This is a genomic window from Nonomuraea sp. CA-218870 (genome assembly GCF_050936535.1).
GTDB classification, from domain to species: domain Bacteria; phylum Actinomycetota; class Actinomycetes; order Streptosporangiales; family Streptosporangiaceae; genus Nonomuraea; species Nonomuraea corallina.
Genome location: NZ_JBNJMN010000001.1, coordinates 3,442,653 through 3,469,041, shown reverse-complemented (window position 1 = coordinate 3,469,041; position 26,389 = coordinate 3,442,653). Strand labels below are relative to the sequence as shown.

The 26,389-nt window shown below is 72.6% G+C and carries 20 protein-coding genes; 1 reads left to right on the top strand and 19 read right to left on the bottom strand.

The features are described 5' to 3' along the window. The first annotated feature begins 348 nt into the window (after window positions 1-348). Complete coding sequence (ileS, locus tag ACQEUU_RS16775; RefSeq protein WP_433066718.1) at window positions 349-3,498, top strand: isoleucine--tRNA ligase; 3,150 nt, start codon at window positions 349-351, stop codon at window positions 3,496-3,498. A gap of 265 nt (window positions 3,499-3,763) precedes the next feature. Here ileS and ACQEUU_RS16770 read toward each other — a convergent pair whose 3' ends face one another. From ACQEUU_RS16770 to mraZ, 19 genes are all read right to left on the bottom strand, one after another. After that, entirely contained in the window at window positions 3,764-4,264 is a 501-nt protein-coding gene (locus ACQEUU_RS16770; protein ID WP_433066716.1) for an MBL fold metallo-hydrolase, read from the bottom strand. Window positions 4,265-4,363: 99 nt separating this feature from the next. After that, window positions 4,364-6,340 (bottom strand): hypothetical protein, encoded by a 1,977-nt coding sequence (locus ACQEUU_RS16765; RefSeq protein ID WP_433066713.1) that lies wholly within the window; start codon window positions 6,338-6,340, stop codon window positions 4,364-4,366. A gap of 60 nt (window positions 6,341-6,400) precedes the next feature. Continuing rightward, window positions 6,401-7,264, bottom strand: coding sequence for a DivIVA domain-containing protein (locus tag ACQEUU_RS16760; protein WP_433066710.1), 864 nt, complete (start codon window positions 7,262-7,264; stop codon window positions 6,401-6,403). Window positions 7,265-7,367: 103 nt separating this feature from the next. Further along, window positions 7,368-7,658 carry a YggT family protein gene (locus ACQEUU_RS16755; RefSeq protein WP_270156017.1) on the bottom strand — a complete coding sequence of 97 codons (291 nt, stop codon included), beginning with the start codon at window positions 7,656-7,658 and terminating at the stop codon, window positions 7,368-7,370. Between the two features lie 80 nt (window positions 7,659-7,738). Beyond that, the gene (locus ACQEUU_RS16750) at window positions 7,739-8,239 is read right to left on the bottom strand and encodes a cell division protein SepF (protein ID WP_433066706.1); all 501 of its coding nucleotides are present in this window, start codon (window positions 8,237-8,239) and stop codon (window positions 7,739-7,741) included. 137 nt (window positions 8,240-8,376) lie between these two features. Further along, a complete protein-coding gene (locus ACQEUU_RS16745) occupies window positions 8,377-9,069 on the bottom strand; it encodes a YggS family pyridoxal phosphate-dependent enzyme (RefSeq protein ID WP_433066703.1) in 693 nt (230 codons plus the stop codon). A 379-nt stretch (window positions 9,070-9,448) separates the two neighbouring features. Beyond that, on the bottom strand, window positions 9,449-10,918 hold the full coding sequence (gene ftsZ / locus ACQEUU_RS16740) for a cell division protein FtsZ (protein WP_433066700.1): 1,470 nt from the start codon (window positions 10,916-10,918) through the stop codon (window positions 9,449-9,451). Between the two features lie 367 nt (window positions 10,919-11,285). Continuing rightward, window positions 11,286-11,948: a cell division protein FtsQ/DivIB gene (locus ACQEUU_RS16735; RefSeq protein ID WP_433066697.1), complete on the bottom strand. Its 663-nt coding sequence runs from the start codon at window positions 11,946-11,948 to the stop codon at window positions 11,286-11,288. A 12-nt stretch (window positions 11,949-11,960) separates the two neighbouring features. Then, the gene (gene murC / locus ACQEUU_RS16730; RefSeq protein ID WP_433066694.1) at window positions 11,961-13,370 is read right to left on the bottom strand and encodes a UDP-N-acetylmuramate--L-alanine ligase; all 1,410 of its coding nucleotides are present in this window, start codon (window positions 13,368-13,370) and stop codon (window positions 11,961-11,963) included. Continuing rightward, entirely contained in the window at window positions 13,367-14,443 is a 1,077-nt protein-coding gene (murG, locus tag ACQEUU_RS16725; RefSeq protein ID WP_433066691.1) for an undecaprenyldiphospho-muramoylpentapeptide beta-N-acetylglucosaminyltransferase, read from the bottom strand. The genes murC and murG overlap by 4 nt, the downstream gene beginning before the upstream one ends. A 12-nt stretch (window positions 14,444-14,455) precedes the next feature. Next, entirely contained in the window at window positions 14,456-15,748 is a 1,293-nt protein-coding gene (ftsW, locus tag ACQEUU_RS16720; protein WP_433066688.1) for a putative lipid II flippase FtsW, read from the bottom strand. Then, on the bottom strand, window positions 15,745-17,112 hold the full coding sequence (murD, locus tag ACQEUU_RS16715) for a UDP-N-acetylmuramoyl-L-alanine--D-glutamate ligase (RefSeq protein WP_433066686.1): 1,368 nt from the start codon (window positions 17,110-17,112) through the stop codon (window positions 15,745-15,747). Before murD ends, ftsW begins: the two co-directional genes overlap by 4 nt. Further along, a complete protein-coding gene (mraY, locus tag ACQEUU_RS16710; protein ID WP_433066683.1) occupies window positions 17,109-18,164 on the bottom strand; it encodes a phospho-N-acetylmuramoyl-pentapeptide-transferase in 1,056 nt (351 codons plus the stop codon). The genes murD and mraY overlap by 4 nt, the downstream gene beginning before the upstream one ends. Further along, the gene (locus ACQEUU_RS16705; RefSeq protein ID WP_433066681.1) at window positions 18,161-19,579 is read right to left on the bottom strand and encodes a UDP-N-acetylmuramoyl-tripeptide--D-alanyl-D-alanine ligase; all 1,419 of its coding nucleotides are present in this window, start codon (window positions 19,577-19,579) and stop codon (window positions 18,161-18,163) included. Before ACQEUU_RS16705 ends, mraY begins: the two co-directional genes overlap by 4 nt. Beyond that, the gene (locus ACQEUU_RS16700) at window positions 19,576-21,108 is read right to left on the bottom strand and encodes a UDP-N-acetylmuramoyl-L-alanyl-D-glutamate--2,6-diaminopimelate ligase (protein ID WP_433066678.1); all 1,533 of its coding nucleotides are present in this window, start codon (window positions 21,106-21,108) and stop codon (window positions 19,576-19,578) included. Before ACQEUU_RS16700 ends, ACQEUU_RS16705 begins: the two co-directional genes overlap by 4 nt. 40 nt (window positions 21,109-21,148) lie before the next feature. Next, a complete protein-coding gene (locus ACQEUU_RS16695) occupies window positions 21,149-23,620 on the bottom strand; it encodes a penicillin-binding transpeptidase domain-containing protein (RefSeq protein ID WP_433066675.1) in 2,472 nt (823 codons plus the stop codon). Next, entirely contained in the window at window positions 23,617-24,351 is a 735-nt protein-coding gene (locus ACQEUU_RS16690) for a hypothetical protein (protein WP_433066672.1), read from the bottom strand. The genes ACQEUU_RS16695 and ACQEUU_RS16690 overlap by 4 nt, the downstream gene beginning before the upstream one ends. Further along, window positions 24,335-25,318 carry a 16S rRNA (cytosine(1402)-N(4))-methyltransferase RsmH gene (rsmH, locus tag ACQEUU_RS16685; protein WP_433066669.1) on the bottom strand — a complete coding sequence of 328 codons (984 nt, stop codon included), beginning with the start codon at window positions 25,316-25,318 and terminating at the stop codon, window positions 24,335-24,337. Before rsmH ends, ACQEUU_RS16690 begins: the two co-directional genes overlap by 17 nt. Before the next feature lie 218 nt (window positions 25,319-25,536). Continuing rightward, window positions 25,537-25,968 carry a division/cell wall cluster transcriptional repressor MraZ gene (gene mraZ, locus ACQEUU_RS16680; protein ID WP_270159046.1) on the bottom strand — a complete coding sequence of 144 codons (432 nt, stop codon included), beginning with the start codon at window positions 25,966-25,968 and terminating at the stop codon, window positions 25,537-25,539. Between the last annotated feature and the right edge of the window lie 421 nt (window positions 25,969-26,389).

Below are 26,389 nucleotides of genomic sequence, written 5' to 3'. Positions count from 1 at the left end.
CACGCGCTTCCAACTCCTGCGCAGGCGACTCCATTCCCACAAATTTGACGCTTGCAGAGCTTCTCCCCCTTGCCGAGGCAGGCGCCGTAAAACATGGAAGCTTCAGTGCCCGCTCTGCGTTATGGTGTGAACCTGCAAGGCGTAGATGGGGCCCTCCTGGTGAGGGGCATCACCCCGGAGCCGCCGGAAGAACGGCTCGACCGAGCTCACTAGACCCGGCAGCAGATCGAAACGAAGAGGGTCTCGCCAGCCGCGAGGCCAAGAAGGGTGGTACCGCGGGGCCGGTCTCGGCTTCGTCCCTTCACGCAACCTGTCTGTCTCAATGGACGCGTGGAGGTCCCGCCCGACATGTCTTCGCCATCGTTCCGCTCCCTTCCCGCGCAGGTCGACCTGCCCGCGCTTGAGCGTGAGGTCCTGGACCGCTGGCGCGACGGGAAGATCTTCGAGCGTTCCGTCCAGCAGAACGAGGGCAACCCGCCGTGGGTGTTCTACGAGGGTCCGCCCACCGCCAACGGCCTGCCCGGGGTCCATCACGTCGAGGCCCGCGTCTTCAAGGACATCTTCCCCCGCTACAAGTCGATGCGCGGCTACAGCGTGCCGCGCAAGGCCGGCTGGGACTGCCACGGCCTGCCCGTCGAGGTCGGCGTGGAGAAGGAGCTGGGTCTTTCCGGCAAGCGCGACATCGAGTCCTACGGCATCGCCGAGTTCAACGCCCGCTGCCGTGAGTCCGTGCTGCGGCACGTCGACGCGTTCGAGCAGCTCACCGAGCGGATGGGCTACTGGATCGACCTGTCGACCGCCTACCGGACGATGGACCCGGCCTACATCGAGGCCGTCTGGTGGTCGCTGAAGGTCATCTTCGACAAGGGGCTGCTGTTCCGCGACTTCCGGATCACCCCCTACTGCCCGCGCTGCGGCACCGGCCTGTCCGACCACGAGCTGGGCCAGCCGGGCGGCTACGAGACCGTGTCCAGCCCGTCGGTGTTCGTCCGCATGCCGGTGACCTCCGGGCCGCTGGCCGAGCTCGGCGCCAAGCTGCTCATCTGGACGACCACGCCGTGGACGCTGGTGTCCAACACCGCCGTGGCGGTCCACCCGGACGTGACGTACGTCGCCGCGCGCACCGCGGGCGGCGAGGTGCTGGTGGTGGCCGAGCCGCTGCTGACCACCGTGCTCGGCGACGACGTCACCGAGGTCGCCCGCCTGACCGGCCGCGAGCTGGAGCACACCGCCTACGAGCGCCCGTTCGAGCTGGTCGACATCCCCGGCGCCCACTACGTGGTGCTCGGCGACTACGTGACCGTCGAGGACGGCACCGGCCTGGTCCACCAGGCGCCCGCGTTCGGCGCCGACGACATGGCCGTGATCAAGAAGTACGCGATGCCGGTGGTCAACCCGATCGGCCCCGACGGGCGCTTCCTGGACGACGTGCCGATGGTGGGCGGGGTGTTCTTCAAGGACGCCGACGAGCGGCTCACCGACGACCTGCGCGAGCGCGGGCTGCTGTTCCGCGGCGGCCACTTCGACCACAGCTACCCCCACTGCTGGCGCTGCCACACGCCGCTGCTCTACTACGCGCTGCCGTCGTGGTACATCCGCACCACCGCGGTCAAGGACCAGATGCTGGAGGAGAACGCCAGGACCAACTGGTTCCCCGACACGATCAAGTGGGGCCGCTACGGCGAGTGGCTGCGCAACAACGTCGACTGGTCGCTGTCGCGCTCCCGCTACTGGGGGACGCCGCTGCCGCTCTGGGTCTGCTCGGCCGACGAGTCCCACGTGACCTGCGTGGGCTCGCTGGCGGAGCTCGGCCGGCTGGCCGGTCAGGAGCTGTCCTCGCTCGACCCGCACCGGCCGTTCGTCGACGACGTGGCCTTCCCGTGCCCGACGTGCTCGGCCGAGGCGCGCCGGGTGCCCGACGTGATCGACGCCTGGTACGACTCGGGCTCGATGCCGTTCGCCCAGTGGGGCGAGGCGGGCAAGCCCGAGGGCGTCTACCCGGCGCAGTTCATCTGTGAGGCGACCGACCAGACGCGCGGCTGGTTCTACTCGCTGATGGCCGTGGGCACGCTCGTGTTCGGGCAGTCCTCGTACGAGAACGTGCTCTGCCTCGGGCTGATCCTGGCCGAGGACGGCCGCAAGATGAGCAAGCACCTGGGCAACGTGCTGGAGCCGATGCCGCTGATGGACCAGCACGGCGCCGACGCGCTGCGCTGGTTCATGGCCTGCGCGGGCTCGCCCTGGTCGGCCCGCCGGGTGGGCCACGGCGCGCTGGAGGAGATCGTCCGCAAGGTCCTGCTGACCTACTGGAACACCGCTTCCTTCTTCACCCTGTACGCCAACGCCGAGGGGTGGTCGGCGGCCGATCTCGCGTCGGCGCCGCCCGCGGCCGAGCGGCCGCTGCTGGACCGGTGGGCGCTGGCCGAGCTGCACCGCACGGTCGCCGAGGTGACGGCCGCGCTGGACGTCTACGACACGCAGCGGGCCGGGCGCAGGCTGGCCGACTTCCTCGACGACCTGTCCAACTGGTACGTGCGCCGCTCGCGCCGCCGGTTCTGGCAGGGGTCGCGGGAGGCGTTCGCCACCCTGTACGAGTGCCTGGAGACGGTGACCCGGCTGATGTCGCCGATCACCCCGTTCGTCACCGACTACCTGTGGGACGTCCTGCGCGCCGACGGGCAGCCGTCCTCGGTCCACCTGACCGCCTGGCCGCAGGTGCGCGAGGACCTGCTCGACCCGGCGCTGTCGGAGCGGATGGCGCTGGTGCGGCGGCTGGTGGAGCTGGGCCGCTCGGCCCGCGCCTCCTCCGGCGTGAAGACCCGTCAGCCGCTGCGCCGCGCGCTGGTGGGGGCGCACGGGTGGCCGGCGCTGCCGGGCGAGCTGCGCGACCTGATCGCGGACGAGCTGAACGTCCAGACCCTGGAGGACATGTCGGGCTTCAGCGCCGATCTCGTCTCGTACACGGTCAAGCCGAACTTCCGGGCGCTGGGCAAGCGGTTCGGCTCCCAGACGAAGCTCGTGGCGGCGGCGGTCGGCGCGGCCGACCCCGCGTCGGTGGCGCGCACGCTCCGGTCGGGCGCGGCCGTGACCCTGCCCGCGGGCGAGCTGGGCGAGGTGTCGCTCGGCCCGGACGAGGTCATCGTCACCGAGCAGCCGCGCTCCGGCTGGGCGGTGGAGACCGGCGCCTTCGACACCGGCACCGGCGAGACGGTGGCGCTCGACCTGGAGCTCGACGACGAGCTGCGCCGCGCCGGGCTGCTGCGCGAGGTGATCCGCCTGGTGCAGGAGGCCCGCAAGGCCACCGGCCTGTCGATCACCGACCGGATCGGCCTGTGGTGGCGCTCGTCCAACGCCGACCTGGCCGAGGCGCTGCGCGCGGGCGGCCGGACGGTCGCCGACGAGGTGCTGGCGACGTCGGTCACGGAAGGCGAGGAGCCCGGCCTGCCCGAGCACGCCGACGCCGACCTCGGCCTCACCTTCCAGCTCCGCCGCGCCTGACCCCGCCCCGGTCGTGCCCCGTTCCGGATCACCCGGGACGGGGCACCCGGTCGTGCCCCGTCCCGGATCAGCTCCGGACAGCCGGCTGGAATCCCCCCGAACGCGCGCCCTGGACGTCCGCCGGCTTTCCGGGCGGGCGACCTGGACGTCCGCTGGGCTTTCCGGGCGGGCGACCTGGACGTCCCGCTGGGGACCTTTCCCAGGCGGGCGGTATGGACGTTCTGCTGGGACTTTCCCGGACGGCGCCGGCCTGCCGCCGAGCCGGTCACACCTCGGCCGAGCCGCCCACCGGCAGGCGCCGGAACTCGGCGCCGAGCCGCTCCCCCTCGCTGTCCAGCACGCCGTCGAGGACCTTGAGCCCCCACTGGTTGAGCAGCCCGTCATGGATCGCGTACGCGCGGCGCGGCCGCACCGCCCGCAGGTAGCGGATCAGATCGGGCACCGTCATCCACGGCGCCTGCCCCGGCGCCAGCAGCGTCGCCACCTCCACCACCGTCAGCGCGTCGCCCGGATGGAACACCTCACCGTCGACCAGGAAACCCACGTTGTCGACCGGCGGCACGTCGGGGTGACTGACATGGTGCTTCTCCCCCACGACCGTCACCCGGAACCCGGCCACGTCCAGCACGTCCCCGTTCTCGACCACCCGCACCCGGTCCCCCAGGTCCTCTAGCCGCCGCGCCACCCCCGGGCAGGTGTAGACAGGCAGGTCCGGACGTCCCCGCAGCCGGTCGGCGTCGAAGTGACCGTACTTGGTGATCCTCATCGCCCCATCCTGCCGCCTCCGCCCCACCGGCCCACAGCCCGATCGCGCAGGGCGAAGCACTCACACCCGGAGACCCGGCATGGGCGATCCTGCGGGTGATCAGCTGACGGTCTCGCGGTCGTGCTGGCAGACGGAGCAGGCGGTCAGGCCCGCGGCCTCCGCCTGGTGGCGGGTCATGGTCTCCACACCCGCGTCTCCAGCGCCCTTGATCAGGGGGCAGGCGGTGCTGTGGTAGCGGCGGGTGCCGACGATGACCTTGACCGTGGCCGACCGTCGCGCCTCCGTGGTGCCGCCGTTCGTCCGGGCAGGTGTCTCGCCGGGCTCGCGGTCTCCCGCGTCGGTGTCCGAGCCGTCACCAGCCTCGCTCGTACGACCGGTCTTGCCGCTCCCGGAAGGACGGGGGTCTCGCGGAGCGGCGCCCTGCGGCAGCGGTCCTCGCGCCTCGGCGGACGACGGTGGCCGCCGCGCCCCGGCGGGTGAGGCGGGCTCGAAGAGGGAACGCGTCCTGACGGTCGTCTCCGCCTCAGGCTCCTCCGAAGAGGAAGCCGCCGTTGGTGAAGACCCGCCGCCGGCCTGGGCGTCACCCTTGCCGGAAGCCGGCGCAGAGGACGGGTCATCCTCCGTCTTGGCGTCACCTTGGCCAGAGGCCGTCGTGGACGGGGAACCGCCACCGGACTTGACGTCACGCGACGTGCCGCCTGTGCCGGGGGCCGACGCGGGTGTGGAACCGCCTCCTGGCTTGCCTTCGCGCGACGCGCTCCGGTCTTCCCCGGTGTCCGCCGCGGGGGAAGCACCGCCGGCCTTGCGGTCATGGGCTGTTGCCTGGTCTCCGCTCGAAGAGCCCGCCGCAGGGGGCGCTCCGGGCGCGGGATCGTCTCCACGGGGCGTGGTCCGGCCGCCCTTCGCGGGTGAGGCACCGCCCGCGCCGGAGGACTCCGTACCGGGACGTTCTCCCTCAGCGGCTCGCTCACCAGCGGCGGAGCCTGCCCGGGGAGCCGGGCGGTCGCTCGCCCCAGGATCGCCGTCGCGCTCCGGCGAGGCGGGGCGCTGCGGCACCGGCGTGCCGTCGGCGGTCACGCGCGGCTGCGGGCGGGTGTCGGGGCCGGAGTCGAGGTCCGGCTCGTCCGTCGACGAGGCGTACGGGCGCCTGCCCTGCTCCTGGGAGCGCCCCTCGGGCGAGCGGCCTTCGGACGGACGCCCCTCGGACGGACGCCCTTCAGACAAGCGGCTCTCAGACGGACGGGTCCCGGACGGGCGGCCTCGGTCCTGGGCGGGGCGGGAAGTCCTGGGGTCGGGCGCGTCCTGATCCGGCGTGGGCGGCTCGCCCTGGGCCGAGGGCGGCGAAGCGCCTTCGCCCCGGCCGGGCGCCGACTCGGCGGTGCGGCCGAACCAGCCTGCTTCGGCAGGCGAGGCGGCGGGCGAGGCGGCAGGCTCCGGACCGGGGGTGGAAGCCCCGGCGGCGGGCTTCGGCTGGACGACCGGCGGCCGGAGGTCACGGGTCGGCTCGGAGGGCTCAGCCAGGTTCTCGGCGGGGACGGCGGGCTCTGCGTCGTCGACGGGAGGCAGTTGCCGCCCGCCGAGCGCGGCGTCGGGCAGGCAGGCGGTGCAGGCCGTGAAGCCTTCCTCGCGTGCCTCTTCGTGGGTGAGTTCCTCGTGATCCCGCCCGGCCAGTTGGCGGCAGCCCTGGACGTGGTACCGCTTGCGCCCGGGGATCACCAGCACGATCGCGTCGGGGGAGACACCTCCGGCGGCGGGCCGGTGCGGCATGCGGACGCCGGGCGCGGGCGACGGCATGGTCGCCGTCCGCTGGTAGGGATGCGGACGGGGCGACGGCTGCGCCCCCATGGGACCGGTCCGGGGGTACGGCGGCACGCCGGGAGGCACGAGCCCTGCCGGAGGAGGGGTCACCGGCACGGCGGCCTGCCCGCCGCCGGGGAACAGCTCGTGACGCCGCAGCAGCGCTCCGATCACGAGGAACAGCGCGGACAGCACGCTGACCACGATGGACCACATGATCAGGAACGGCTTCGCCAGTACGAAGCCCGCGATCAGCAGGATCACTGCCGCGAGCACCAAACCAGCACTGATAAGGATCACTAGGGGCTCTTTCGAGTGACGGGTCCTTGGCCCGTTACCTTACCGGCGCTCGTTGTGGGGTCCGTCACCGCCGGGGAAGACGCCCTGCGGAGCCTCGCCGCCGAACGGGTTGGGGCCGCCGGGCAGAGGCTGCTGACCACCCTGGGGCACGCCGTGCATGGCCGGCGCGCCGCCGGGGCCGCCCGACATGACCGGGAACCCGCCGCTGCCCTCCGCCGAGACGTTGAGCTCGGCGAGCTGGTTCTCCAGGTAGAGCTTGAGCCGGCTGCGGTACTCGCGCTCGAAGCTGCGCAGCTCCTCGACCTTGCGCTCGAGCTCGTCACGGGTCTGGACGAGGGAGCCCATCGCCTGGCGGTGCCGCTCCTGGGCGTCGCGCTCGAGCGTCTCGGCGCGGGCGCGGGCGTCGCCGATGACCTGCTCGGCCTGGCGGCGAGCCTTGGTCAGGATCTCGTCGGCCTCGCGGCGGGCCCGGGTCACGGTCTCGTCCGCCTCCCGGCGGGCGTCCGCGATGGCCTGGTCGGCCGTCTGCTGGGCCAGGGCGAGCACGCGGGCCGCGGTGTCCATGTTGTCTTCGGCGGGCGGCATGTTCATGCCCACGGGGACGGGCTGCGGGTGCTGCGGCGGCTCGGGCGCCCGCATGGGCTCCGGCTGCGGCGCCATCATCTCGGGCTTCGGCTGCTCCTGCACGGGCGCGGAGGCCATGGGCATGTTCATGCCACCGGGCACCTTGCCACGCATGCACTCGGAAAGCTTGGCACGCAGCTCTTCGTTCTCTTGGATCAAGCGGTCAAGCTCAGCCTCGACCTCGTCAAGGAAGGCGTCGACCTCTTCCTCGTCGTAGCCCGGTCGGAGCCGGGTGGTACTGAACTGCTTGTTCCGCACATCAGCGGGCGTAAGCGGCATTTTGGTCTCCTTGGCGCGCTTGGCGTCTGGCCGGAGGGACAGTGACCCGAATCACTTCAGCGCGGACACGAGTTGGATCATGACCGGTGCCCCGCAGACCTCGTCACGGACCGAGCGATCTCGCGATGTTGAGCAAGATCACCACGATGATGAAGAGGACTGTGAAGCTCAGGTCAAAGGCCACCGTACCCAACCGGAGCGGGGGAATGAAACGGCGGAGGAACTTCAGAGGCGGGTCTGTGGCGGTGTACGTGGCCTCCGCCAGCACGAGCACGACCCCCGCGGGCCGCCACGAGCGGGCGAACGCCTGAACCATCTCGAAGATCATCCTGAGGATGAGAAGCAACATGTAGAGAGACAGGACTACGACCAAGATCTGGCTGACTATCCCCACGGTCCGGCCGCGCCTCCACTCCTGCTGTGCTCCCCGGGTCTCGGTGAGACCTGGTTGAGTCCGACTGACATACAGAGACTCTAACTCTGGTTGAAGAACCCGCGTTCCGCGATTCGAGCCTTGTCCTCGGCGGTCACCTCGACATTGGCAGGGGACAACAGGAACACCTTGTTGGTAACACGTTCAATGCTGCCATGTAGGCCAAAGACCAGACCTGCCGCGAAATCGACGAGCCGTTTTGCGTCGCTGTCGACCATCTCGGTCAGATTCATGATGACGGGGGTGCCGTCACGGAAGTGCTCGCCGATGGTTCGGGCCTCATTGTACGTGCGGGGGTGCAGAGTCGTGATCCGGGCCAGGTCGGTGGTGCGACGTTCCAAGACGGTGGTGGCGGGCCGCGGCGCGGGGACGGACGGATCGGCGTCCTCGTCCCGGTCCTGGACAGGTACGGGCCGGTCGTCGCCGGCGCGCTGCACCTCGTCCTCGTACGGGTAGTCGTCAGGGTAGGTCTCGTACCTCTCGTAGCGGTCGTCCTCCACGAGACCGAGGTAGACCGCCATCTTGCGCATCGCGCCGGCCATCGCTACGTCGTCCTCCCGCTCATGGTCGCACTCGCTCGGGCCTGTCGCCGGGTCCGAGGCGGTAGCCGCACCCCCCTGGAACTCACCGCTGATCGACCTCTACCAGTCATGGTCCTGAAGACCCACTTGAGGGGACATTACCTGACGAAGAGCTTCCGACGACCGAGCAACGCCGTACCGACCCGCACGTGTGTCGCGCCGTGCGCGATGGCCTCGGCCAGATCGTCGCTCATCCCCGCCGAAATCATCGTGGCACGCGGGTGCCTCTCCTGTACGGCCACCGCGACATCCCGCAGCCTCGCGAACGCCTTGGCCGGGTCCTCGCCGAGCGGCGCGACCGCCATGACCCCGCCGAGCCGCAGGCCGGGGGCCCCGGCGATCAGGTCGGCGAGCGCCGGCACGTCGGCCAGGACGGCGCCGCCCCGCCCCGGGTCGTCGTCCAGCGCCACCTGCACCAGGCAGACGATCTCCCTGCCCTGCTTGACGGCCTCCTTGCTGACGGCCTCGGCCAGCCGGGACCGGTCCACCGAGTGGATCACGTCGGCGTACCCTGTGACCGAGCGGACCTTGTTGGTCTGCAACTGGCCGACGAAGTGCCAGGTCAGTGGCAGGCCGGCGCACTCGCGGGCCTTCGGCGCGGCCTCCTGGTCGCGGTTCTCCCCCACGTCGCGCACGCCTAGTCCGGCCAGGATCCGCACGTCGTCGGCCGGGTACGTCTTGGTCACCGCGATCAGGCTCACCTCGTCCCGGCCGCGCCCCGCCGCCCGGCACGCCTCGGCGATCCGCGCGTCGACCTCGGCCAGGCGCGAGGCGATCTCGTCCTTCCGCACGCCTCTCCCTCCCGTCAACTCATTCTCCTCCCGCGCCCGGCGCCGGAGCCGTGGACGCGCCCTTTCCTTCATCGTGGGACACGCCCTTCCTCCACGGCAGGGCACCACGACGCGCCCCTGTCGATCTTCCGGCGCGTAGGGCCGGTCCACGGACCGGCCGCCTCACCCCGTACGTGCCGCTCCCGGAGTGGGCGTGCTGGTGTGGAACGGCCGCGCACGTTGCCGGAGGGCCTGGAAGCAGGCTCCGGACAGGGCCCGGCATGGCGGCGCCGCTCCCCGCACCGCGCCGGAGGCGCGTGGACGGAGGGAGCGGCGGTCGGGTGTGGCCTGCTTGCCGGGGGGACCTGCCTACCGGGGGGACCTGCCGGCCGGGTGGGACCTACTTGAGGAAGTCCGGGACGTCCAGTTCCTCCTCCTGCTCCTCGAAGACCACCGGACGACGTTTGCCGGGCTCCGACATGCGGGAGGTGATGGGCGTGGGCGGGTTAGCGGGCTCCGGAGTGGGGCGCGGGATGGACACCGGGCCGGTGGGCCCGTCGGCGGGCGTCCCGTCGGCGGAGGAGACGGTGGCGGCCGGCGCGGGCTCCTGGGCGGGCTCCGCGGGGCGGACCGGCTCGGGCCGGGGCTCCGGGTTCGGCTCGGGGCGCGACGCCTCCGGGCGCGGCTCCGTACGGGGCTCGGGCCGGAAGTCGGTGCGCGGCTCGGGACGGGCCTCCTGGCGGAAGTCGGCGCGCGGCTCCTGGCGGAAGTCCGTACGGGCCTCCTGGCGGAAGTCGGCGCGCGGCTCCGGGCGCGCGGGCTCCGGCCTGGGCGGAGTCGGCGCGCTGGAGCGCAGTCCCGACGGCGGCACGCTGGAGGCGGCGGGCCGCGCCTGCGGGCGCGGCGGCTGCTTGTCGTTCTGCGGCACGTCGTCGAAGCCGGCGGCGATCACGGTGACCCGCACCTCGTCGCCCAGCGCGTCGTCGATGACCGTACCGAAGATGATGTTGGCGTCGGGCGCGGCCGCCATGGACACGAGCTGCGCCGCCTCGTTGATCTCGAACAGGCCGAGGTCGGAGCCGCCCGCGATCGACAGCAGCACGCCGTGGGCGCCGTCGATGCTGGCCTCCAGCAGCGGGCTGGAAACCGCCATCTCGGCGGCCGCCACCGAGCGGTCGTCGCCGCGCGCGTGGCCGATGCCCATGAGCGCCGAGCCGGCGCCGGACATGACGGACTTCACGTCGGCGAAGTCGAGGTTGATCAGACCGGGCGTGGTGATCAGGTCGGTGATGCCCTGCACACCGGAGAGCAGCACCTGGTCGGCGGCCTTGAAGGCGTCGAGCACGCTGACCTGCCGGTCGGAGATCGACAGCAGCCGGTCGTTGGGGATCACGATGAGGGTGTCGACCTCGTCGCGCAGCGTCTCGATGCCGGCCTCGGCCTGCATGGCCCGGCGGCGGCCCTCGAAGCTGAAAGGCCGGGTGACCACGCCTATGGTCAGGGCGCCCAGGGAGCGGGCGATGTTGGCCACGACGGGCGCGCCGCCCGTGCCGGTGCCGCCGCCTTCCCCGGCCGTGACGAAGACCATGTCGGCCCCCTTGAGGACCTCCTCGATCTCCTCACGGTGGTCTTCGGCGGCCTTGCGGCCGACGTCGGGGTTGGCCCCCGCGCCGAGTCCGCGCGTGAGCTCGCGGCCCACGTCCAGTTTGACGTCGGCGTCACTCATCAGCAGCGCCTGGGCGTCGGTGTTTATCGCGATGAACTCGACGCCCTTGAGTCCCTCCTCGATCATCCGGTTGACGGCGTTGACTCCGCCGCCGCCGATGCCGACGACCTTGATGACCGCGAGGTAGTTCTGCGGTGCTGCCACGACGAGGGGCCTTTCCGCTCGTTGACTTGCCATTTCGGTGCGGATTGTCTCCGCGTCTTGTCAGTTCGGGTAACTCTCAACCTCAAGTTGAGATTTAGATTTATGTCAACCTGAGGATTGATACGGACAGTAGGAGTTACGCTCCGGGCGGGTCAACTAACCGCGCCGCAAGCGCGTCCGGCGTGTCGCGGGCTGTCCGATTCGCTCCGCCGTCTTGCCTGGTGGAGCGCTCCTTGCCGCACTATCCGATCTACAGGCTCTCACGTCGGGCGGCCTGCCCGGCACAGGCTCGGCGACGCGCCGGACGGGAAGTCGCCCTCTTTCCCGGGTACGCGCGATACTTCGCGGGGTCTTATCCGGAAATGGATCACTTGAGGGTCACCACGTCCGGAGAGCTCACGTCGTACACCTCGGCCTCGCGCTTCAGGAGGCTCTGCAGGATGCGCGCCTTGGCCTCGGGACGGTCGAGGCCCCCCCAGATGACCGTGCGGCCGTCGGACAGGCCCAGCGTGACGTCCTCCCCCGTCGTGGCGCTGACTCTGCGGACCCGGCCGGCCAGGCTGGAGGGCAGGTCGCGGACCACGCCGAGCGCCGCCATGGTGGCCGGGTCGCCGGCGGCCGGTCTGGCCACCTGCAGCACCGGCAGCATGGGCGGCGCCACGTCGCGCACCTCGATGACCGCCCCGGTGCCGTCGATCACGGCGACCTTGCCGCCGGCCTGGATCTGCGCGACCGGCTCCCGCTCGACGACCTCGATCCGGAGCGTGGCGGGCCAGACGCGGTCGACCTTGGCGGAGGCGACCTGGCGGATGCCGCGCACCCGGCCCTCGACCTGGGCCAGGTCGACGGTGGCCAGGGGGTGCAGCTCCGGCACGGCCGCGACCTTCCTGATCGCGTCGGGGGTCAGTGTGACATTTCCCACGATCTCCACATTTCGGACACCGAGTACCGGCGACGAGAACACCAGCCATGCCGCCGTGCCCACGACGCCGGCGGTGAGCAGCACCAGGAAGATCTTGCGAGCGGTCACCGCACCCCCGGCTCAGCGTGACAGCGCGGCGACGATCCGCGGCCCCAGATCGGTCACGTCGCCCGCGCCCATGGTGAGCACCAGGTCGCCCGGTCTGGCCCGGCCCGCGACGAGATCGGGCACCGTCGCGCGGTCGGGGACGTACGCCACGCGCTCGGCGGGCAGCGGCACCCGGCCCGCCACCATGGCCCCGGACACGCCGGGCTCGGGGTCCTCGCGGGCCCCGTACACGTCCAGCACGATCGCCTCGTCGGCCAGCCCGAGCGCCGCGCCGAACTCGTCGGCGAAGAACCGGGTGCGCGAGTAGAGGTGCGGCTGGAAGATCGCGATGACCCGGCCGTCGCCGGAGTAGGAGGCGACCACGTCGCGCGCCGCGCGCAGGTCGGCGGCCAGCTCGGTCGGATGGTGGGCGTAGCTGTCGAACACCACGACCCCGCCGGCCTCCCCCTTGGCCTCGAAGCGCCGCTTGGCCCCGGTGAAGGCCGCCAGCCCGTCCCTGATGTCCTCGAACGGCAGCCCCAGCTCGTCGGCCACGGCGATCACCGCGGTGGCGTTGAGCGCGTTGTGGGCCCCGGGAACGGCCAGCCGGACCTCTCCCTTGCTCGCGCCGGGCCCTTCGACCGTGAAGACGGTGCCGAACCCGTCGGGCCTGACCCCGGTGACCCGGTAGTCGCCCTCGGCGCCGTACGTGACCACCCGCCTGCCGCGGGCGCGCGCCACCTCGGCCACCTCGGCCGCGCCCGGGTCGTCGGCGCAGGTGATGAGAAGCTCGCCGACCCGGTCGACGAACCGGGCGAAGCTGTCGTGCACGGCCCGCGGGTCGCCGTAGTTGTCGAGGTGGTCGGCCTCCACGTTGGTGACCACGGCGATCTCCGGGGCCAGCATGAGGAAGGAGCCGTCGCTCTCGTCGGCCTCGGCCACGAACACCCGCCCGGAGCCCTCGTCGGCGCCCAGCCCGGTGGTGACGAGCTGGCCGCCCACGCAGTAGGAAGGGTCGGCGCCGCACTTCTGCAGGGCGACGGTGAGCATCGAGGTCGTGGTGGTCTTGCCGTGGGTGCCCGCGATGGCCACGCCGGTGCGGCCGGACATCACGGACGCGAGCGCCGCGGCCCGCGGGATGACCCGCAGCCGCTGCTTGAGCGCCTCGCCCAGCTCCGGGTTGGAGTCGCGGATGGCGGTGGAGACGACCACGGTGTCGACCTCCTTGATGTGGGAGGCGGCATGGCCGATGTGGACGGTGGCGCCCAGCTCGCGCAGTTCGGTGACCAGGTCGCTGCTGCGGGCGTCGCTCCCGGACACCCTCACCCCGCGCTTGAGAAGGATGCGCGCGATGCCGGACATGCCCGACCCGCCGATGCCGATGAAGTGGACCCTGCCCAGATGTTCGGCGGCGACGGGATCGACCAGCTTGACGAGACTCATCGGACTATCTCCAACACTTTCCTGGCTAGCGTGATGTCCGCGTCCTTCGTCCCCAGCGCCGAGGCGGCCTCAGACATGACGGCCACCCGTTCGGGGTCGTGGAGGAGGGGCAGAACGTGATCAATGATCCAATCAGATGACAGCTCGGCGTCGTCCACCAGAATGCCGCCCCCGCCGGCCGTGACGCGCTCGGCGTTCATGCGCTGCTCGCCGTTCCCGTGCGGGAGCGGCACATACGCGGCGGGCAGGCCGACGGCGGTCAGCTCGGCGCAGGTGAGCGCGCCGCCGCGGCACAGCGCCACGTCGGCGGCGGCGTAGGCGACGTCCATCCGGTCGAGGTACGGCAGCAGGACGTACTGCGGGTCGCCGGGGGGCGGCTCGTGCTCGACGGTGTTCTTGGCGCCGACCACGTGCAGCACCTGCACCCCCACGGCGCGCAGGGCGGGCGCGGCGGCCAGCGCGGCCTCGTTGATCGACCGGGCGCCCTGGGAACCGCCGAACACCAGCAGCGTCGGCCGGTCGGTCTGCAGCCCGAACCAGGAGCGGGCCTTGTCGCCCATGGAGAGCCGGTCCAGCTCGACGATCTCGCGGCGCAGCGGGGTGCCGATGAACTCGGCCCTGGGGATCGCGGCGTCGGGGAAGCCGGTGAAGACGTGGTCGGTGAGCTTGGCGCCGAGCCGGTTGGCCAGGCCCGGCCTGGGGTTGGCCTCGTGCACCACGATGGGCACGCCGCGCCGCTTGGCGGCGAGGTAGGCGGGGGTGGCGACGTAGCCGCCGAAGCCGACCAGGACGTCGGCCCGCACCCGGTCGAGTACGGCGGCGACCGCGTTGACCGCTCCGGCGAGGCGGCCGGGGACGGTCAGCAGCTGCGGGGTCAGGGCCCTGGGCAGCGGCACGGCGGGCACCAGGTCCAGCTCGTAGCCCCGGGCCGGGACCAGCCGGGTCTCCAGCCCGCGTTCGGTGCCCACGAAGGTGACGCCGACGCCGGCGTCGAGGCGGCGCAGCGCGTCGGCAAGGGCGAGCGCCGGCTCGATGTGTCCGGCCGTGCCACCACCGGCGAGGACCACCCTCATGTCGGTCACTCCCTAACGTCTTCCTCGGCCTTTGGTCATACCCCCCAGGCCAAGCCAGCTTAGGGCCCGGGCGGCCGGTCCGGGGCCACGCGCGGCCAGAGCCTCCCGCGCCCCGGGTTCCCGCTTGGCGAACGACAGCAGCATGCCCAGCGCGGCGAGCGTGGGCAGCAGCGCGGAGCCGCCGTAGGAGACCAGCGGCAGCGGGATGCCGGTGATCGGCAGGACGCCGAGCACGGCGCCCATGTTGACGATGGCCTGGCCGACGATCCAGGCGACGACCGCGGCGGAGACCAGCCGGACGAACGCGTCGTCGACCCGGGACGCCACCCGCAGCCCCGCGTAGCCGAGCAGGCCGAACAGCGCGACCACCAGCAGCGTGCCCATCAGCCCCAGCTCCTCGCCGAGGATCGCGAAGATGAAGTCGCTCTCGCCGTGCGGCAGCCAGTCCCACTTCTGCCTGCTGTTGCCGAGCCCGATCCCGAACCAGCCGCCGGAGCCCATCGCGATCTGCCCCTGCACGGCCTGGTAGCCGTCACCCTGCGCGTCGGCCCACGGATCGAGGAAGGCGCCGACGCGGGCCATCCGGTAGGGCTCGACAGTGATCATGATGACGGCGGCCAGCACGGCGAGCGACAGGATGCCGCCGAACAGCTTGATCGGCGCCCCCACCACCCACAGCAGCGCCAGGAAGATCAGGAACAGCACGAGCGTGGTGCCCAGGTCGCTGCCGAGCATGACCAGGATGGCCAGGATCGCGACGCCCGGCAGCAGCGGGATCAGCAGCTGCCGCCACTCGATGCGGCCCTTGCGCGCCCGCCGCGCCAGCAGGTCGGCCCCCCACACCGCGAGCCCGAGTTTGGCGGGCTCGGACGGCTGGACGGTGAACGGGCCGAAGTAGATCCACCGCTGCGCGCCCAGCTCGGACGAGCCGATGAACAGCACCAGGACCAGCGCGATGATCGACAACGCCATCAGCGGATAGCCCATCCAGCGGAAGAACCGGTACGGCAGCTGGGTGAAGATCCACATGATCGGCAGCCCGAGCGCCGCCGAGAACGACTGCTTGATGAACCACGAGAACGGGCTGCCGGTCACCTGCATCGCCTCGATGCTGGAGGCGGACAGCACCATCATCAGCCCGAGCGCGAGCAGCAGCAGACTGCACCCGAGGATCAGGTAGTAGGTGGCCAGCGGCTTGTCCAGGAGCTCCTTGAGCGCCGTGAACCGCTCGCGGGCCCAGCCGGAAGGGTGCTGCGTCGCGACCGGCCCGGCGTGCTCGCCGCGCTCGTCGGTGGCGGTGCTCACGTGTCCGCCTCCAGGGCGCGTACGGCTCGCGCGAAGGCCTCCCCTCGGGCCGGGTAGTTGGGGAACATGTCCAGCGACGCGCCCGCCGGGGAGAGCAGCACGGTGTCCCCGGGAGAGGCGAGCCGGGAGGCTTCGGTGACGACACGGTCCATCACACCAGTGTCCTGACCTTCGATGTCCACGACGGGGACATTCGGCGCGTGTCGCGCGAGAGCTTCGGCGATCCTGGCCCGGTCGGCGCCCAGCAGCACCGCCCCGCGCAGCCGCGGCGCGGCCCGTTCCACCAGTTCGGTGACGTCGGCGCCCTTGAGCTGGCCGCCGGCCACCCACACGATCGACGGGTAGGACGCCAGCGCCGCCGCGGCGGCGTGCGGGTTGGTGGCCTTGGAGTCGTCCACGTAGGCGACCCCGGCGACCTCGGCGACGTGCGCCAGCCGGTGCGGGTCGGGGGTGAAGTCGCGCAACCCCTGCCGTACCGCCTCGGGCGGCACGCCGAACGCGCGGGCCAGCGCGGCGGCGGCCAGCGCGTTGGCGACGTTGTGCGGCGCGAGCGGGCGCACGTCGGCGAGCGTGGCGAGCTCCTCGGCCGCCGTCACGGGGTCGGGGACGAAGGCCCGGTCGACGAGCAGGTCCTCGACCAGGCCGACCTGGCCGGGCCCGGGGGCGCGCAGGGTGAAGCCCACCGCGCCCGGATAGGGCCGGGCCAGCCGGGTGGACTCGGGGTCGTCGGCGTTGTGCACGACGGTGCCGGCCCGCTCGAAGACGCGCCCCTTGGCCTGGGCGTACGCCTCCATCGAGCCGTGCCAGTCGAGATGGTCGGGCGCGACGTTGAGCACGGCGGCGGCGTGCGGGGCGAGCGTGGCCGACCAGTGCAGCTGGAAGCTGGACAGCTCGACCGCGAGCACGTCGTACGGCTCGCGCACGGCCTCGACGACGGGCACGCCCACGTTGCCGACGGCGGCGGCCTTGTGGCCGGCGGCGGTCAGCATCGAGGTGAGCATGCGCACCGCCGTGGTCTTGCCGTTGGTGCCGGTGAGCGCCAGCCACGGGGCGGGCTCGGCGGGCCGCAGCCGCCAGGCGAGCTCCACCTCGCCGACCACCTCGACACCGGCCGCGAGCGCGGCGGCGATCAGCGGATGGTGCGGCGCCCAGCCGGTGGTGACCAGCCGGGTGGTGCCCTGCGGCAGCGACAGGGGGCCGAGCCGGACCTCCACGCCGCGGCCGGACAGCTCCGCGGCCGCGGCCAGCCGGCGTTCGCCCTCGCCGGACTCCACGACCACGACGCGCTCGCCCCGCGCGGCCAGCGCCCTGGCCACGGCGGTGCCGGACACCCCGAGTCCGGCCACGCAGGTCAGGCTCGTCACTTGGGCATCCACTCGACGTAGAACAGGCCGAGGCCGAGCGCCGCGCACAGGGCGGCGATCAGCCAGAAGCGGACCACGATCGTGGTCTCGGCCCAGCCCTTGAGCTCGAAGTGGTGCTGCAGCGGCGCCATCCTGAACACGCGTTTGCCGGTCATCTTGAAGAAGCCCACCTGGATGATCACCGACAGCGTGATGACCACGCACAGCCCGGCCAGGAGGATGAGCAGGAGCTGGGTCCGGGTGGCGATGGCCAGACCGGCCAGCACGCCGCCGAGGGCCAGCGAGCCGGTGTCGCCCATGAAGATCTTGGCGGGCGGGGCGTTCCACCACAGGAAGCCGACGAGCGCGCCGAGCACGGCGGCGGCCACCACGGCCAGGTCGAGCGGGTCGCGCACCCAGTAGCAGTTGGGACCGAGCTGGTCGATGCAGTTGTTGCGGAGCTGCCAGTTGCCGATGAGCACGTAGGCGGCGAGCACCACGCCGGTCGCGCCGCTGGCCAGGCCGTCGAGGCCGTCGGTGAGGTTCACCGCGTTGGAGAAGCCGACGATCATGATGAGGACCCAGACGGTGAACCCCACGATGCCGATCGACGGGCCGAAGTCGCGCAGGAAGGACAGCCGGGTGTCGGCCGGGGTGATCTGGTAGATGTTCGGCTGCTGGGTGACCAGCACGGCGAAGATCGCGCCCACGATGAGCTGGCCGAGCGCCTTGGCGCCGCTGCGCAGGCCCAGGCTGCGCTGCTTGTAGATCTTGATGAAGTCGTCGAGGAAGCCGACCGCGCCCAGGCCGGTCATCAGGAACAGCACGAGCAGGCCGGAGGCGGTGACCGGCTCCAGCATGGCCAGGTGGGAGGCGCCGTAGGCGAGCAGCGAGGCGAGCACGATGACGGTGCCGCCCATGGTGGGGGTGCCGCGCTTGCCGTGGTGGCCGGACGGGCCCTCCTCGCGGATCTCCTGACCGTAGCCGCGCCTGGAGAACAGCCGGATGGCCAGGGGGGTGCCGAGCATCGACAGGACGAGCCCGATGGCGCCGGCGATGATGATGTTGGTCACCGGCTCGTGCCTCCCAGCAGCAGCTCGGCGGTGCGCTCCAGCCCCATGGCGCGCGGGCCCTTGACGAGCACCACGTCGCCGGGCCGCAGCCACGGGCCGAGCTCGGCGGCGGCCGCCTCGGCGTCGGGCACGTGCACGATGCGCGGCAGCGGCGCGCCGGGGGGTCCGCCCCGCTGGGCCTCCTGGGCGCCGGCGTGGGCGCCTTCGAGCATCGGACCGGCGTCCGGCCCGGCCACGACGAGCCCGGCCAGGCCGCCCGCGCCCGCCAGCCGGCCGACCTCGGTGTTCATCGCCTCGCTGTCCTCGCCCAGCTCGCGCAGGGCGGCGATGACCGCGAAGCGCCGCCGGCCCCGGCCCAGCACGCCGAGGGTCCGCAGCGCGGCGCGCATCGAGTCGGGGTTGGCGTTGTAGGCGTCGTTGACGATCGTCACGCCGTCGGGGCGGTCGGTTACCTCCATCCGCCACCGGCTGCGCGGCTCGGCCGCCGACAGCTCCTCGGCGATGGCGGCGACGGGCAGGCCCAGCTCGTAGCCCGCCGCGGCGGCGGCCAGGGCGTTGTCGACCGCGTGGTCCCCGTACAGCCTCAGCGTGACGGGGGCCGCGCCGGAGGGGGTGCGGAGCGTGAACGAGGCCCGCCCGCGCTCGTCGGCGGTGACGTCCTCGGCGCGGATGGCCGCCTGCTCGCCGCGCCCGAACGTGGTGACGCGCGCGTCGGTGCGCGCCGCCATGGCCAGGACCAGCGGGTCGTCGGCGTTGAGCACCGCGACCCCGGTGGCCGGCAGCGCCTCGACCAGCTCGCCCTTGGCCTTCGCGATGGCCTCCTTGCCGCCGAACTCGCCGATGTGGGCGGTCCCGACGTTGAGCACCACGCCGATCGTCGGCGGGGCGATGCGCGCCAGGTCGGCGATGTTGCCGATGTGGCGGGCGCTCAGCTCCAGCACCAGGTAGCGGGTGTCGAGGTCGGCCTTGAGCACGGTGAGCGGGTGGCCGATCTCGTTGTTGTGGTTGCCGGCCGGGGCGATCGTCGGGCCGATCCTGGCGGTCAGCCGCGCGAGGAGGTCCTTGGTGGTGGTCTTGCCCGCGGAACCGGTGACGCCGATCACCGTCGCCCCCGGCAGCGCGGCGGCCTGCGCGGTCGCCAGCTCGGCCAGGGCGACCACGGGGTCGGTCACGACGACGGAGGGCGCGTCCACGGGGCGGCCGGCCAGCACCGCGACGGCGCCGGCCCGCACGGCCTGGGCCGCGTAGTCATGGCCGTCGACGCGGGCGCCGCGGAAGGCGACGAAGAGGGATCCGGGCTCCACGGCCCGCGAGTCGATCACGACGGGACCGCGCACCACGGCCCGGGGGTCGGCCGTGCCCGACAGCGCGCCCGAGGTTATCTCGGCGATCCTGGCCAGAGGCAACGGGATCATTCGTGCTTCCTGCTTTCCTTACGTGCGTCGATCGCTGCGGCGACCACCTCCCTGTCGTCGAAGGGGATCACCTCGCCTGAAACGTACTGGCCCTGCTCGTGGCCCTTGCCTGCCACGACTATGACGTCACCGCGCGAGGCGCGGTTCACCGCGAGGCCGATGGCGGACGCGCGGTCGGGCTCAATGATCACATGAGCGCGCTCCTCGCGCGGCACGCGCAGCGCTCCCTCCATCATCGCGGCCAGGATGGCCAGCGGGTCCTCCGAGCGGGGGTTGTCGCTGGTGAGAACCGCCACATCGGCCAGCCGCGCGGCGGCCTCGCCCATGAGCGGCCGTTTGCCCGTGTCGCGGTCGCCGCCGCAGCCGAGCACGACGGTGAGCCGGCCCGCGGTCACCTCGCGCAGAGACAGCAGCACCGACTCCACCGCGCCGGGTTTGTGCGAGTAGTCGACGATGGCCTGGAAGTCGTCGCCGGCGCCGGTCACGCGCTCCATCCGGCCGGGCACGCCCACGCAGGTGCCGATGCCGTGGACCGCGGCCTGCAGCGGCACCCCCGCCTCGACCAGGGTGACGACGGCGCCGAGCGCGTTGGCGACGTTGAACGGGCCGGGCAGCGCGATCTGCGCGTCGGCCTCGACGCCGCCGGGGCCGACGATCCGGAAGGCGCTGCCGTCGGCGCCCAGCCGCGCGTCCAGCGCCCGCCACTCGGCGTCCGGGTCGCCCTGGGCGGAGAACGTGGTCATCGGCACCTTGGCCAGGCGCAGCAGCTCGCGCCCGTGCGGGTCGTCGACGTTGGTCACGCCGACCCGGCTCAGCTCCGGCTGGAAGAGCCTGGCCTTGGTGGCGAAGTAGTCGTCGAGGCCGCGGTGGAAGTCGAGGTGGTCCTGCGACAGGTTGGTGAACAGCGCCACGTCGTAGAAGATCCCGTCGACGCGGTTGAGCGCGAGGGCGTGGCTGGAGACCTCCATCGCCGCGGCGGTGACGCCCCGCTCGCGCATGAGCGCGAACAGGCCGTGCAGCTCCGACGCCTCCGGGGTGGTCAGCCTGGCCTCGAAGCTCAGGTCGCCGGCGTGGATCTCGACGCCGCCCACCAGGCCGGTGGTGTGACCGGCCGCGCGCAGCCCGGCCTCCAGCAGGAACGTGGTCGTGGACTTGCCGCTGGTGCCGGTGACGCCGAGCACGGTGATGTCCTGGGCCGGGCGGCCGTAGACCCAGGCGGCGACCTGGCCGAGCAGCGCGCGCGGGTCGGGCACGACGAGCACCGGCAGGCCGGTGGCGACGGCGGCCTCGCGGCCGGCCGCGTCGGTCAGGATCGCCACGGCGCCGGCCGCCATGGCCTGGGCGGAAAAGTCGGCGCCGTGCGCCCGCTCACCGCGGAGCGCGACGTAGAGATCTCCGCGCCGCACCTGGCGGGAGTCGTGGGTGACGCCGGTCAGCGCGGCATGCGGCGACCGCGCGGTGCCAGGCTCGGCATCGAGCATGGTCGCCAGCGCGGTCAGCGGGCGCGGCGGACTGTTCGTCGGACGCATGGACGACGGGGGACGCACTGCGGCAGCGTACCGTTCCCGCTCACTGCTCCGCGCGCGTCCGCGCGGGGGACGCGGCAGAGCCTGTAGGCGGAATCTTCCTGCTCTTGAGAGCGAACGTCATCACATCCTTGAACACCGGGGCCGCGAGCTGCCCGCCGTAGTGGCCCTTCTTCGGGTTCTGCAGCACCGACAGAACCACCAGGCGGGGCGCGTCGGCGGGGGTGAACCCCACGAACGAGGCCGTGTAGCCGTCGTAGCGGCCGAGTTCGGCATCGTAGCGGTTCGCGGTGCCGGTCTTGCCCGCCACCCGGTAGCCCGGGATGGCCGCCAGCTCGCCGGTGCCCTGCTCGCCGACCGCGTCCTCCAGCATGGCGCTGATCTCCTTGGCGGTGGCCGTGCTGATGACCCTGGTCTTCTTGGCGGGGCCGGCGGGCGTGAACGTGCCGTCGGGGGCGGTGCTGCCCGCCACGATCCTCGGCTCGATCTTGACGCCGCCGTTGGCGATCGTCTGATAGACGCTGGCCATCTGGAGCGCCGTCACCGACACGCCCTGCCCGTACGCGATCGTGCAGCTCTGGCTGCCCGACCACTTGGTGTGCTCCGGCAGCAGGCCCGCCTCGGCGCCCGGCATGTCCCTGCCCGGTTTGGAGCCGAACCCGAACGCCTTGAGCATGTCGTACAGGCCCTTGCTGCCGACCTTGCGCGCCGCCATGACCGTGGCGACGTTGCTGGACTGGGCCATGGCCTCGGCGAAGGTCATGTCCTGCGGCGGGTGGGCGTGGGCGTCGCGCAGCACCCGGTCGTAGCACTGGACGTGGTCCTTGACGTGGAAGACCGTCTCGGGCTCGACCACGCCGCCCTCGATCGCCGCCGCCGCGGTGATGACCTTGTTGGTGCTGCCGGGTTCGAACACGTCGGCCGCGGCCCGGTTCAGGTAGTGGGCCGCCGGGGCCTCGCGCCATTTGGTCAGGTCGAGCTCGGGGGCGTTGGCCATGGCGATGACGTCGGCGGTGCGCACGTCCATGACGATGACGGTGCCGCTGTCGGCGCTGACGGACCGGACCTGGTCGGCGATCGCCCGCTGGGCCGCCCACTGGATGTCGCGGTCGATCGTCAGGCGCACGTCGCTGCCGTCGACCGGGGGCGTGCGCTGGCTGCCGGTCATGGGGATGCGCTGCCGGTCGCGGCCCGTCTCGATCTGCAGCTTGCCGTCGCGGCCGGCCAGCACGGCGTTCTTCACCTGCTCGATGCCGGTCAGGCCGTCCTTGTCGTCGCCGATGAAGCCGATCAGGCTGCCCGCCAGGTCGCCGCCGGGGTAGACGCGGCGGAAGGTGCTGGTCGCGTTGAGCGAGGGCACCGGCTTCTTGAGAGACGGCACCGGCTCCTTGAGCAGCCGGTCGGCCACGGCCGGGGCGATGCCCCTGGCCAGCAGCTGGTAGCGGGTGTCGGTCCTGGCGAGCTTCGCGGCGATGTCCTCCACGGGCCTGCCGAGGTGGTGGGCGACCAGCGCGGCGACGGCCTGCCTGTCCGCCGGCTTGATCTTGGTGGGGTCGACGGAGATGTCGCGCGCCTCGACGGTGTGGGCCAGTTCGTGCCCGTTGACGTCGGTGATGGAGCCGCGCTTGGCGGGGATCTCCTCGACGTGCAGGCGCTGCTTGGTGGCCGCGGCCTCGTACACCTTGGAGTCGAGGCCCTGCATCTGGATCAGCCGGCCGGCGAAGATCGACAGGACGAAGGTCATGCCGATGAGGCCGATGCTGATGCGCCTGCGGGGGTTGCCGAGGCGGAGCACGAGCGGCGGTTTCGGCGGCGGCGGTGGCTTGCGGCCACCGCCGCCGGCGCGCGGCCGTTCCTGCGGCCCGCGCCGGGCGCCCTCTCCCGGGCGGCCGGGCGCGCCGTCACGGACGCGGGCGCCCCCACGGCCGCCCGCGTCGGCTCCGGCCCGCCCGCCCGCGCGGGCGTCGCCCCGTGATCCCTCGTCGTCGCGGGCGCGCCGGCCGGGAGGGTCGCCGGCCTGGGTACGCCGGGCCGCCCGGTCGTCGCGCCCGCGCGCGTCCGTGTCGCCGTGTGGCCGGTCGCCGTGTGGCCGGTCGCCCCGTGGCCGGTCGCGCAAGGGTGGCCGCGCGGCGTCGGCGGGGCGGCGGCGGAACGTGTCGTCCTGCCGCTCGCCGGGGTCCCGCTGGGCCCGTCCGCGTGCGGGGGGGTCGTCGTCCCCGCGGGACCTCCCGCGCTGGGAGGGACGGTCGCCGGAGTCGTCGCGGCGTCCTTTCCCGTGGGCGTCGTCGTCGGCGGAGGAGCCGCCGCGCGTGCGGGGAGTGTCGCCGAAGGGCAGGTGGAAGGGGTCGTCGGGGGACGCGGGACGGCCCGTGCCGTCGGAGCGGGCCGGACCGCCCGTCCGCCCCGTCCGTCCGGGGCCGCCGGGCGTACGACGAGCGGCGCCGGGCCCTCCTTGAGAGCCGGCGCCGCTTCCGCCGCGACCGGGGCCCTGTCCCCTGCCGCCGGAGTCCCTCACCGTGCTGAGCCCACCTGACTCGAGGCGGCGCCGTCGTAGGTGTCGATCCGGTCCCAGTCGGGGCGCATGCCGAGGTCCTCGGCCCGCTCGGCGACCCTGCTGGGCAGCTTCTCCTCCTCGATCAGCCTTTGGAGGTCCTCGTTCTGCTGCCGGGCGTCGGAGATCTCGTCGACCAGGGTGGAGGCGGTCATCGAGTCCTGCGCGAGCACCGTGTTGAGGAGCAGCAGGGTGACCAGGCCGCCGCAGAGCAGCCCGACGACGAGCAGCACGAACGGGGTGCGCTGGCGCCGCGTGGGCCGGCCGGTGGCGGCCCGCCTCGGGCGCGCCTGCTCCGGCCGTGCGGTCCCGGGCCGAGGCACGCGCACGCCGGGCCTGGTCCGCCGCGGCTCGGTGACGGTCCGCGACCCGCGCACGCCGGTCTCGGCCGTGCGGGCGCCGGTCTCCGGGCGCGCGGCGCGGTCACGGACGCCGGCCGCGCCGCGGCCGCCGGGCACGCCGCTCTCGCCGCGCGCGCCCGTCTGCGGCCGCGCGGACGCCGGGCGGGCCGCGCGGGGCGGCTGCTCGGCGTCGGCGCGGGGACGGCGCCGGGCCGCGTCGGGGCGCGGCTGCGGGACGGGCTTGGCCGGATGCGGCGGCTCGGGCCTGCGCTGGCCGGTCTTGGCCCCAGTCGTGGGCACAGCGCCGCGGACGGGCGCGCCCCGCCTGGTCTCCTGCTCAGTCCTGGTCGTCAACACGGATCCTCTCTGCGGCCCTGAGCCGGGCCGAAGCCGCCCGCGGGTTGCGGGCCAGCTCTTCTTCGCTCGGGAGCTCGGCTCCCCTCGTCAGGGTGCGGAACCTCGGCTGGTGGGCCGGCAACGGGACGGGCAGCCCGGGCGGGCTGGTGTCCCTGGTCCGCGCGGTGAGGACCTGCTTGGTGAGCCGGTCCTCCAGCGAGTGGTAGGAGAGCACGACGACTCTCCCGCCCAGCGCCAGCGCGTCGAGCGCGGCGGGCAGCGCCACCTCCAGGGCGGCGAGCTCCGCGTTCACCTCGATGCGCAGTGCCTGGAAAGTCCTCTTGGCGGGGTTTCCGCCGGTGCGCCGGGTCGCGGCCGGGATCGCGTCCCTGACCAGGTCCGCCAGCCGCTTCGTCGACGTGATGGGCTCCTTGGCCCGCTCCTTGACGATGAGGTTGGCGACCCGCCCCGCGAACCGCTCCTCGCCGTAGTCGCGCAGGATCCGGGCCAGCTCACCCGCGGAGTAGGTGTTGACCACCGCCTCGGCGGTGAGCTCCTGCTCGGTGTCCATCCGCATGTCGAGCGGCGCGTCATAGGAGTAGGCGAACCCGCGCGCCGCCTCGTCCAGCTGCGGCGAGGAGACGCCCAGGTCGAACAGCGCCCCGTCGACGGTGGGGCGACCGGCCGCGGCCAGCACGGCGCTCAGCTCGTCGGACGAGGCGTGCACCAGCGTGGTGCGCCCGGCGTACGGCGCGAGCCTGCGCGTGGCGTACTCGATCGCGAAAGGGTCGCGGTCGATGCCGATCACGTGCAGCGAGGGGTGTGCGGCGAGCAGCGCCTCGGTGTGGCCGCCGAGCCCCAGGTTGGCGTCGACGACGACGGGAGCGGGGCCCGACGCGGACGCGGCGATCGCCGGCTCCAGCAGCTCCAGAACGCGTCCGAGCATGACCGGAACGTGACCGCTCGTATCGGCGTCGTCGTGCATCTCCACCCCCCTTTCGCGTCCTGGCTCGCGGGTGACGCGGCCGGTCGATGTGTCGGTTGTCCGTGGGTCCCCACCCCGGCGCCGCCCGGCCAGGTCCCCATCCGCACCCTCTTCGTGGAAGCCCGCCATCTGACACCGGGGAAGGTGCATCAGCTGGCCGGCAGTGGTTGCGGGTGGAGACCTCGCCGAACGACATCTCCGACGGCTCGACCGTTAGTTCACAAGATCCCTGGCAACACCTCCTCGGAGAGGTCGGCGAACGCCTGTTCCTGCGCGTCGAGGTAGGTGTCCCAGGCCTGCGCGTCCCAGATCTCCAGCCGGGTGTTGGCCCCGATGACGACGCAGTCACGCTCCAGGCCGGCGTACTGCCGCAGGCCCTGCGGAATGGTGACGCGGCCCTGTTTGTCTGGCTTCTCGTCGGACGCGCTGGCGAAGAAGACGCGGCTGTAGTCGCGTACCGCCTTGGCGGTGACCGGGGCGGTGCTGAGAGCCTCGGTAATGCGCTGGAACTCCTCCACGGGAAAGACGTAGAGGCATCGCTCCTGGCCTTTGGTGATCACAAGACCCTCCGCCAGCTCCTCACGGTACTTAGCCGGCAGGAACAGCCGTCCCTTGTCGTCCAGACGCGGGTGATGGGTGCCGAGGAACATCGGCGCCACCTCCCGTGCCTCGTGAAGCGCCCGGCGCTGGTGCACCGTGCCCTCCACTGCGCACCACCATACTCCACTTCTCCCCACCGTCAACTGATTCGAACCTTCTGGACCGCTCGAGTCTGGCGCGTTACCGCAGGTCAGCACGGTGGAGCGGGAGTGGGGGCGCGGAACGGCCCCCGGCGCGCCCCTGGGCGTGTCGGAGCGAGGAAGCCCCGGCAGGGCAAGGGAAGCCGCGGCGGGCGGGCCGGAGGTGGGGGAAAGTGGTGCGCCACCCCGTCCGATGTGTTACGGCATTCGCACCTCTATGCGACAAGAACACGAACACCACCAGGTTTCCCTGGAATATCCGCAAAAGTCGCCCAGGAACCCACAGAGTCGTAGGGTCGTACAGATAATGGAAAACAATGGCATGCCTCCC

Coding starts and splice junctions, on each gene's coding strand:
- ileS (WP_433066718.1), top strand. CDS start 349: ATGTCTTCGCCATCGTTCCGCTCCCTTCCCGCGCAGGTCGACCTGCCC.
- ACQEUU_RS16770 (WP_433066716.1), bottom strand. CDS start 4,264: ATGAGGATCACCAAGTACGGTCACTTCGACGCCGACCGGCTGCGGGGA.
- ACQEUU_RS16760 (WP_433066710.1), bottom strand. CDS start 7,264: ATGCCGCTTACGCCCGCTGATGTGCGGAACAAGCAGTTCAGTACCACC.
- ACQEUU_RS16750 (WP_433066706.1), bottom strand. CDS start 8,239: ATGGCCGGCGCGATGCGCAAGATGGCGGTCTACCTCGGTCTCGTGGAG.
- murC (WP_433066694.1), bottom strand. CDS start 13,370: ATGAGTCTCGTCAAGCTGGTCGATCCCGTCGCCGCCGAACATCTGGGC.
- murG (WP_433066691.1), bottom strand. CDS start 14,443: ATGAGGGTGGTCCTCGCCGGTGGTGGCACGGCCGGACACATCGAGCCG.
- ACQEUU_RS16705 (WP_433066681.1), bottom strand. CDS start 19,579: ATGATCCCGTTGCCTCTGGCCAGGATCGCCGAGATAACCTCGGGCGCG.
- ACQEUU_RS16700 (WP_433066678.1), bottom strand. CDS start 21,108: ATGCGTCCGACGAACAGTCCGCCGCGCCCGCTGACCGCGCTGGCGACC.
- rsmH (WP_433066669.1), bottom strand. CDS start 25,318: ATGCACGACGACGCCGATACGAGCGGTCACGTTCCGGTCATGCTCGGA.
- mraZ (WP_270159046.1), bottom strand. CDS start 25,968: ATGTTCCTCGGCACCCATCACCCGCGTCTGGACGACAAGGGACGGCTG.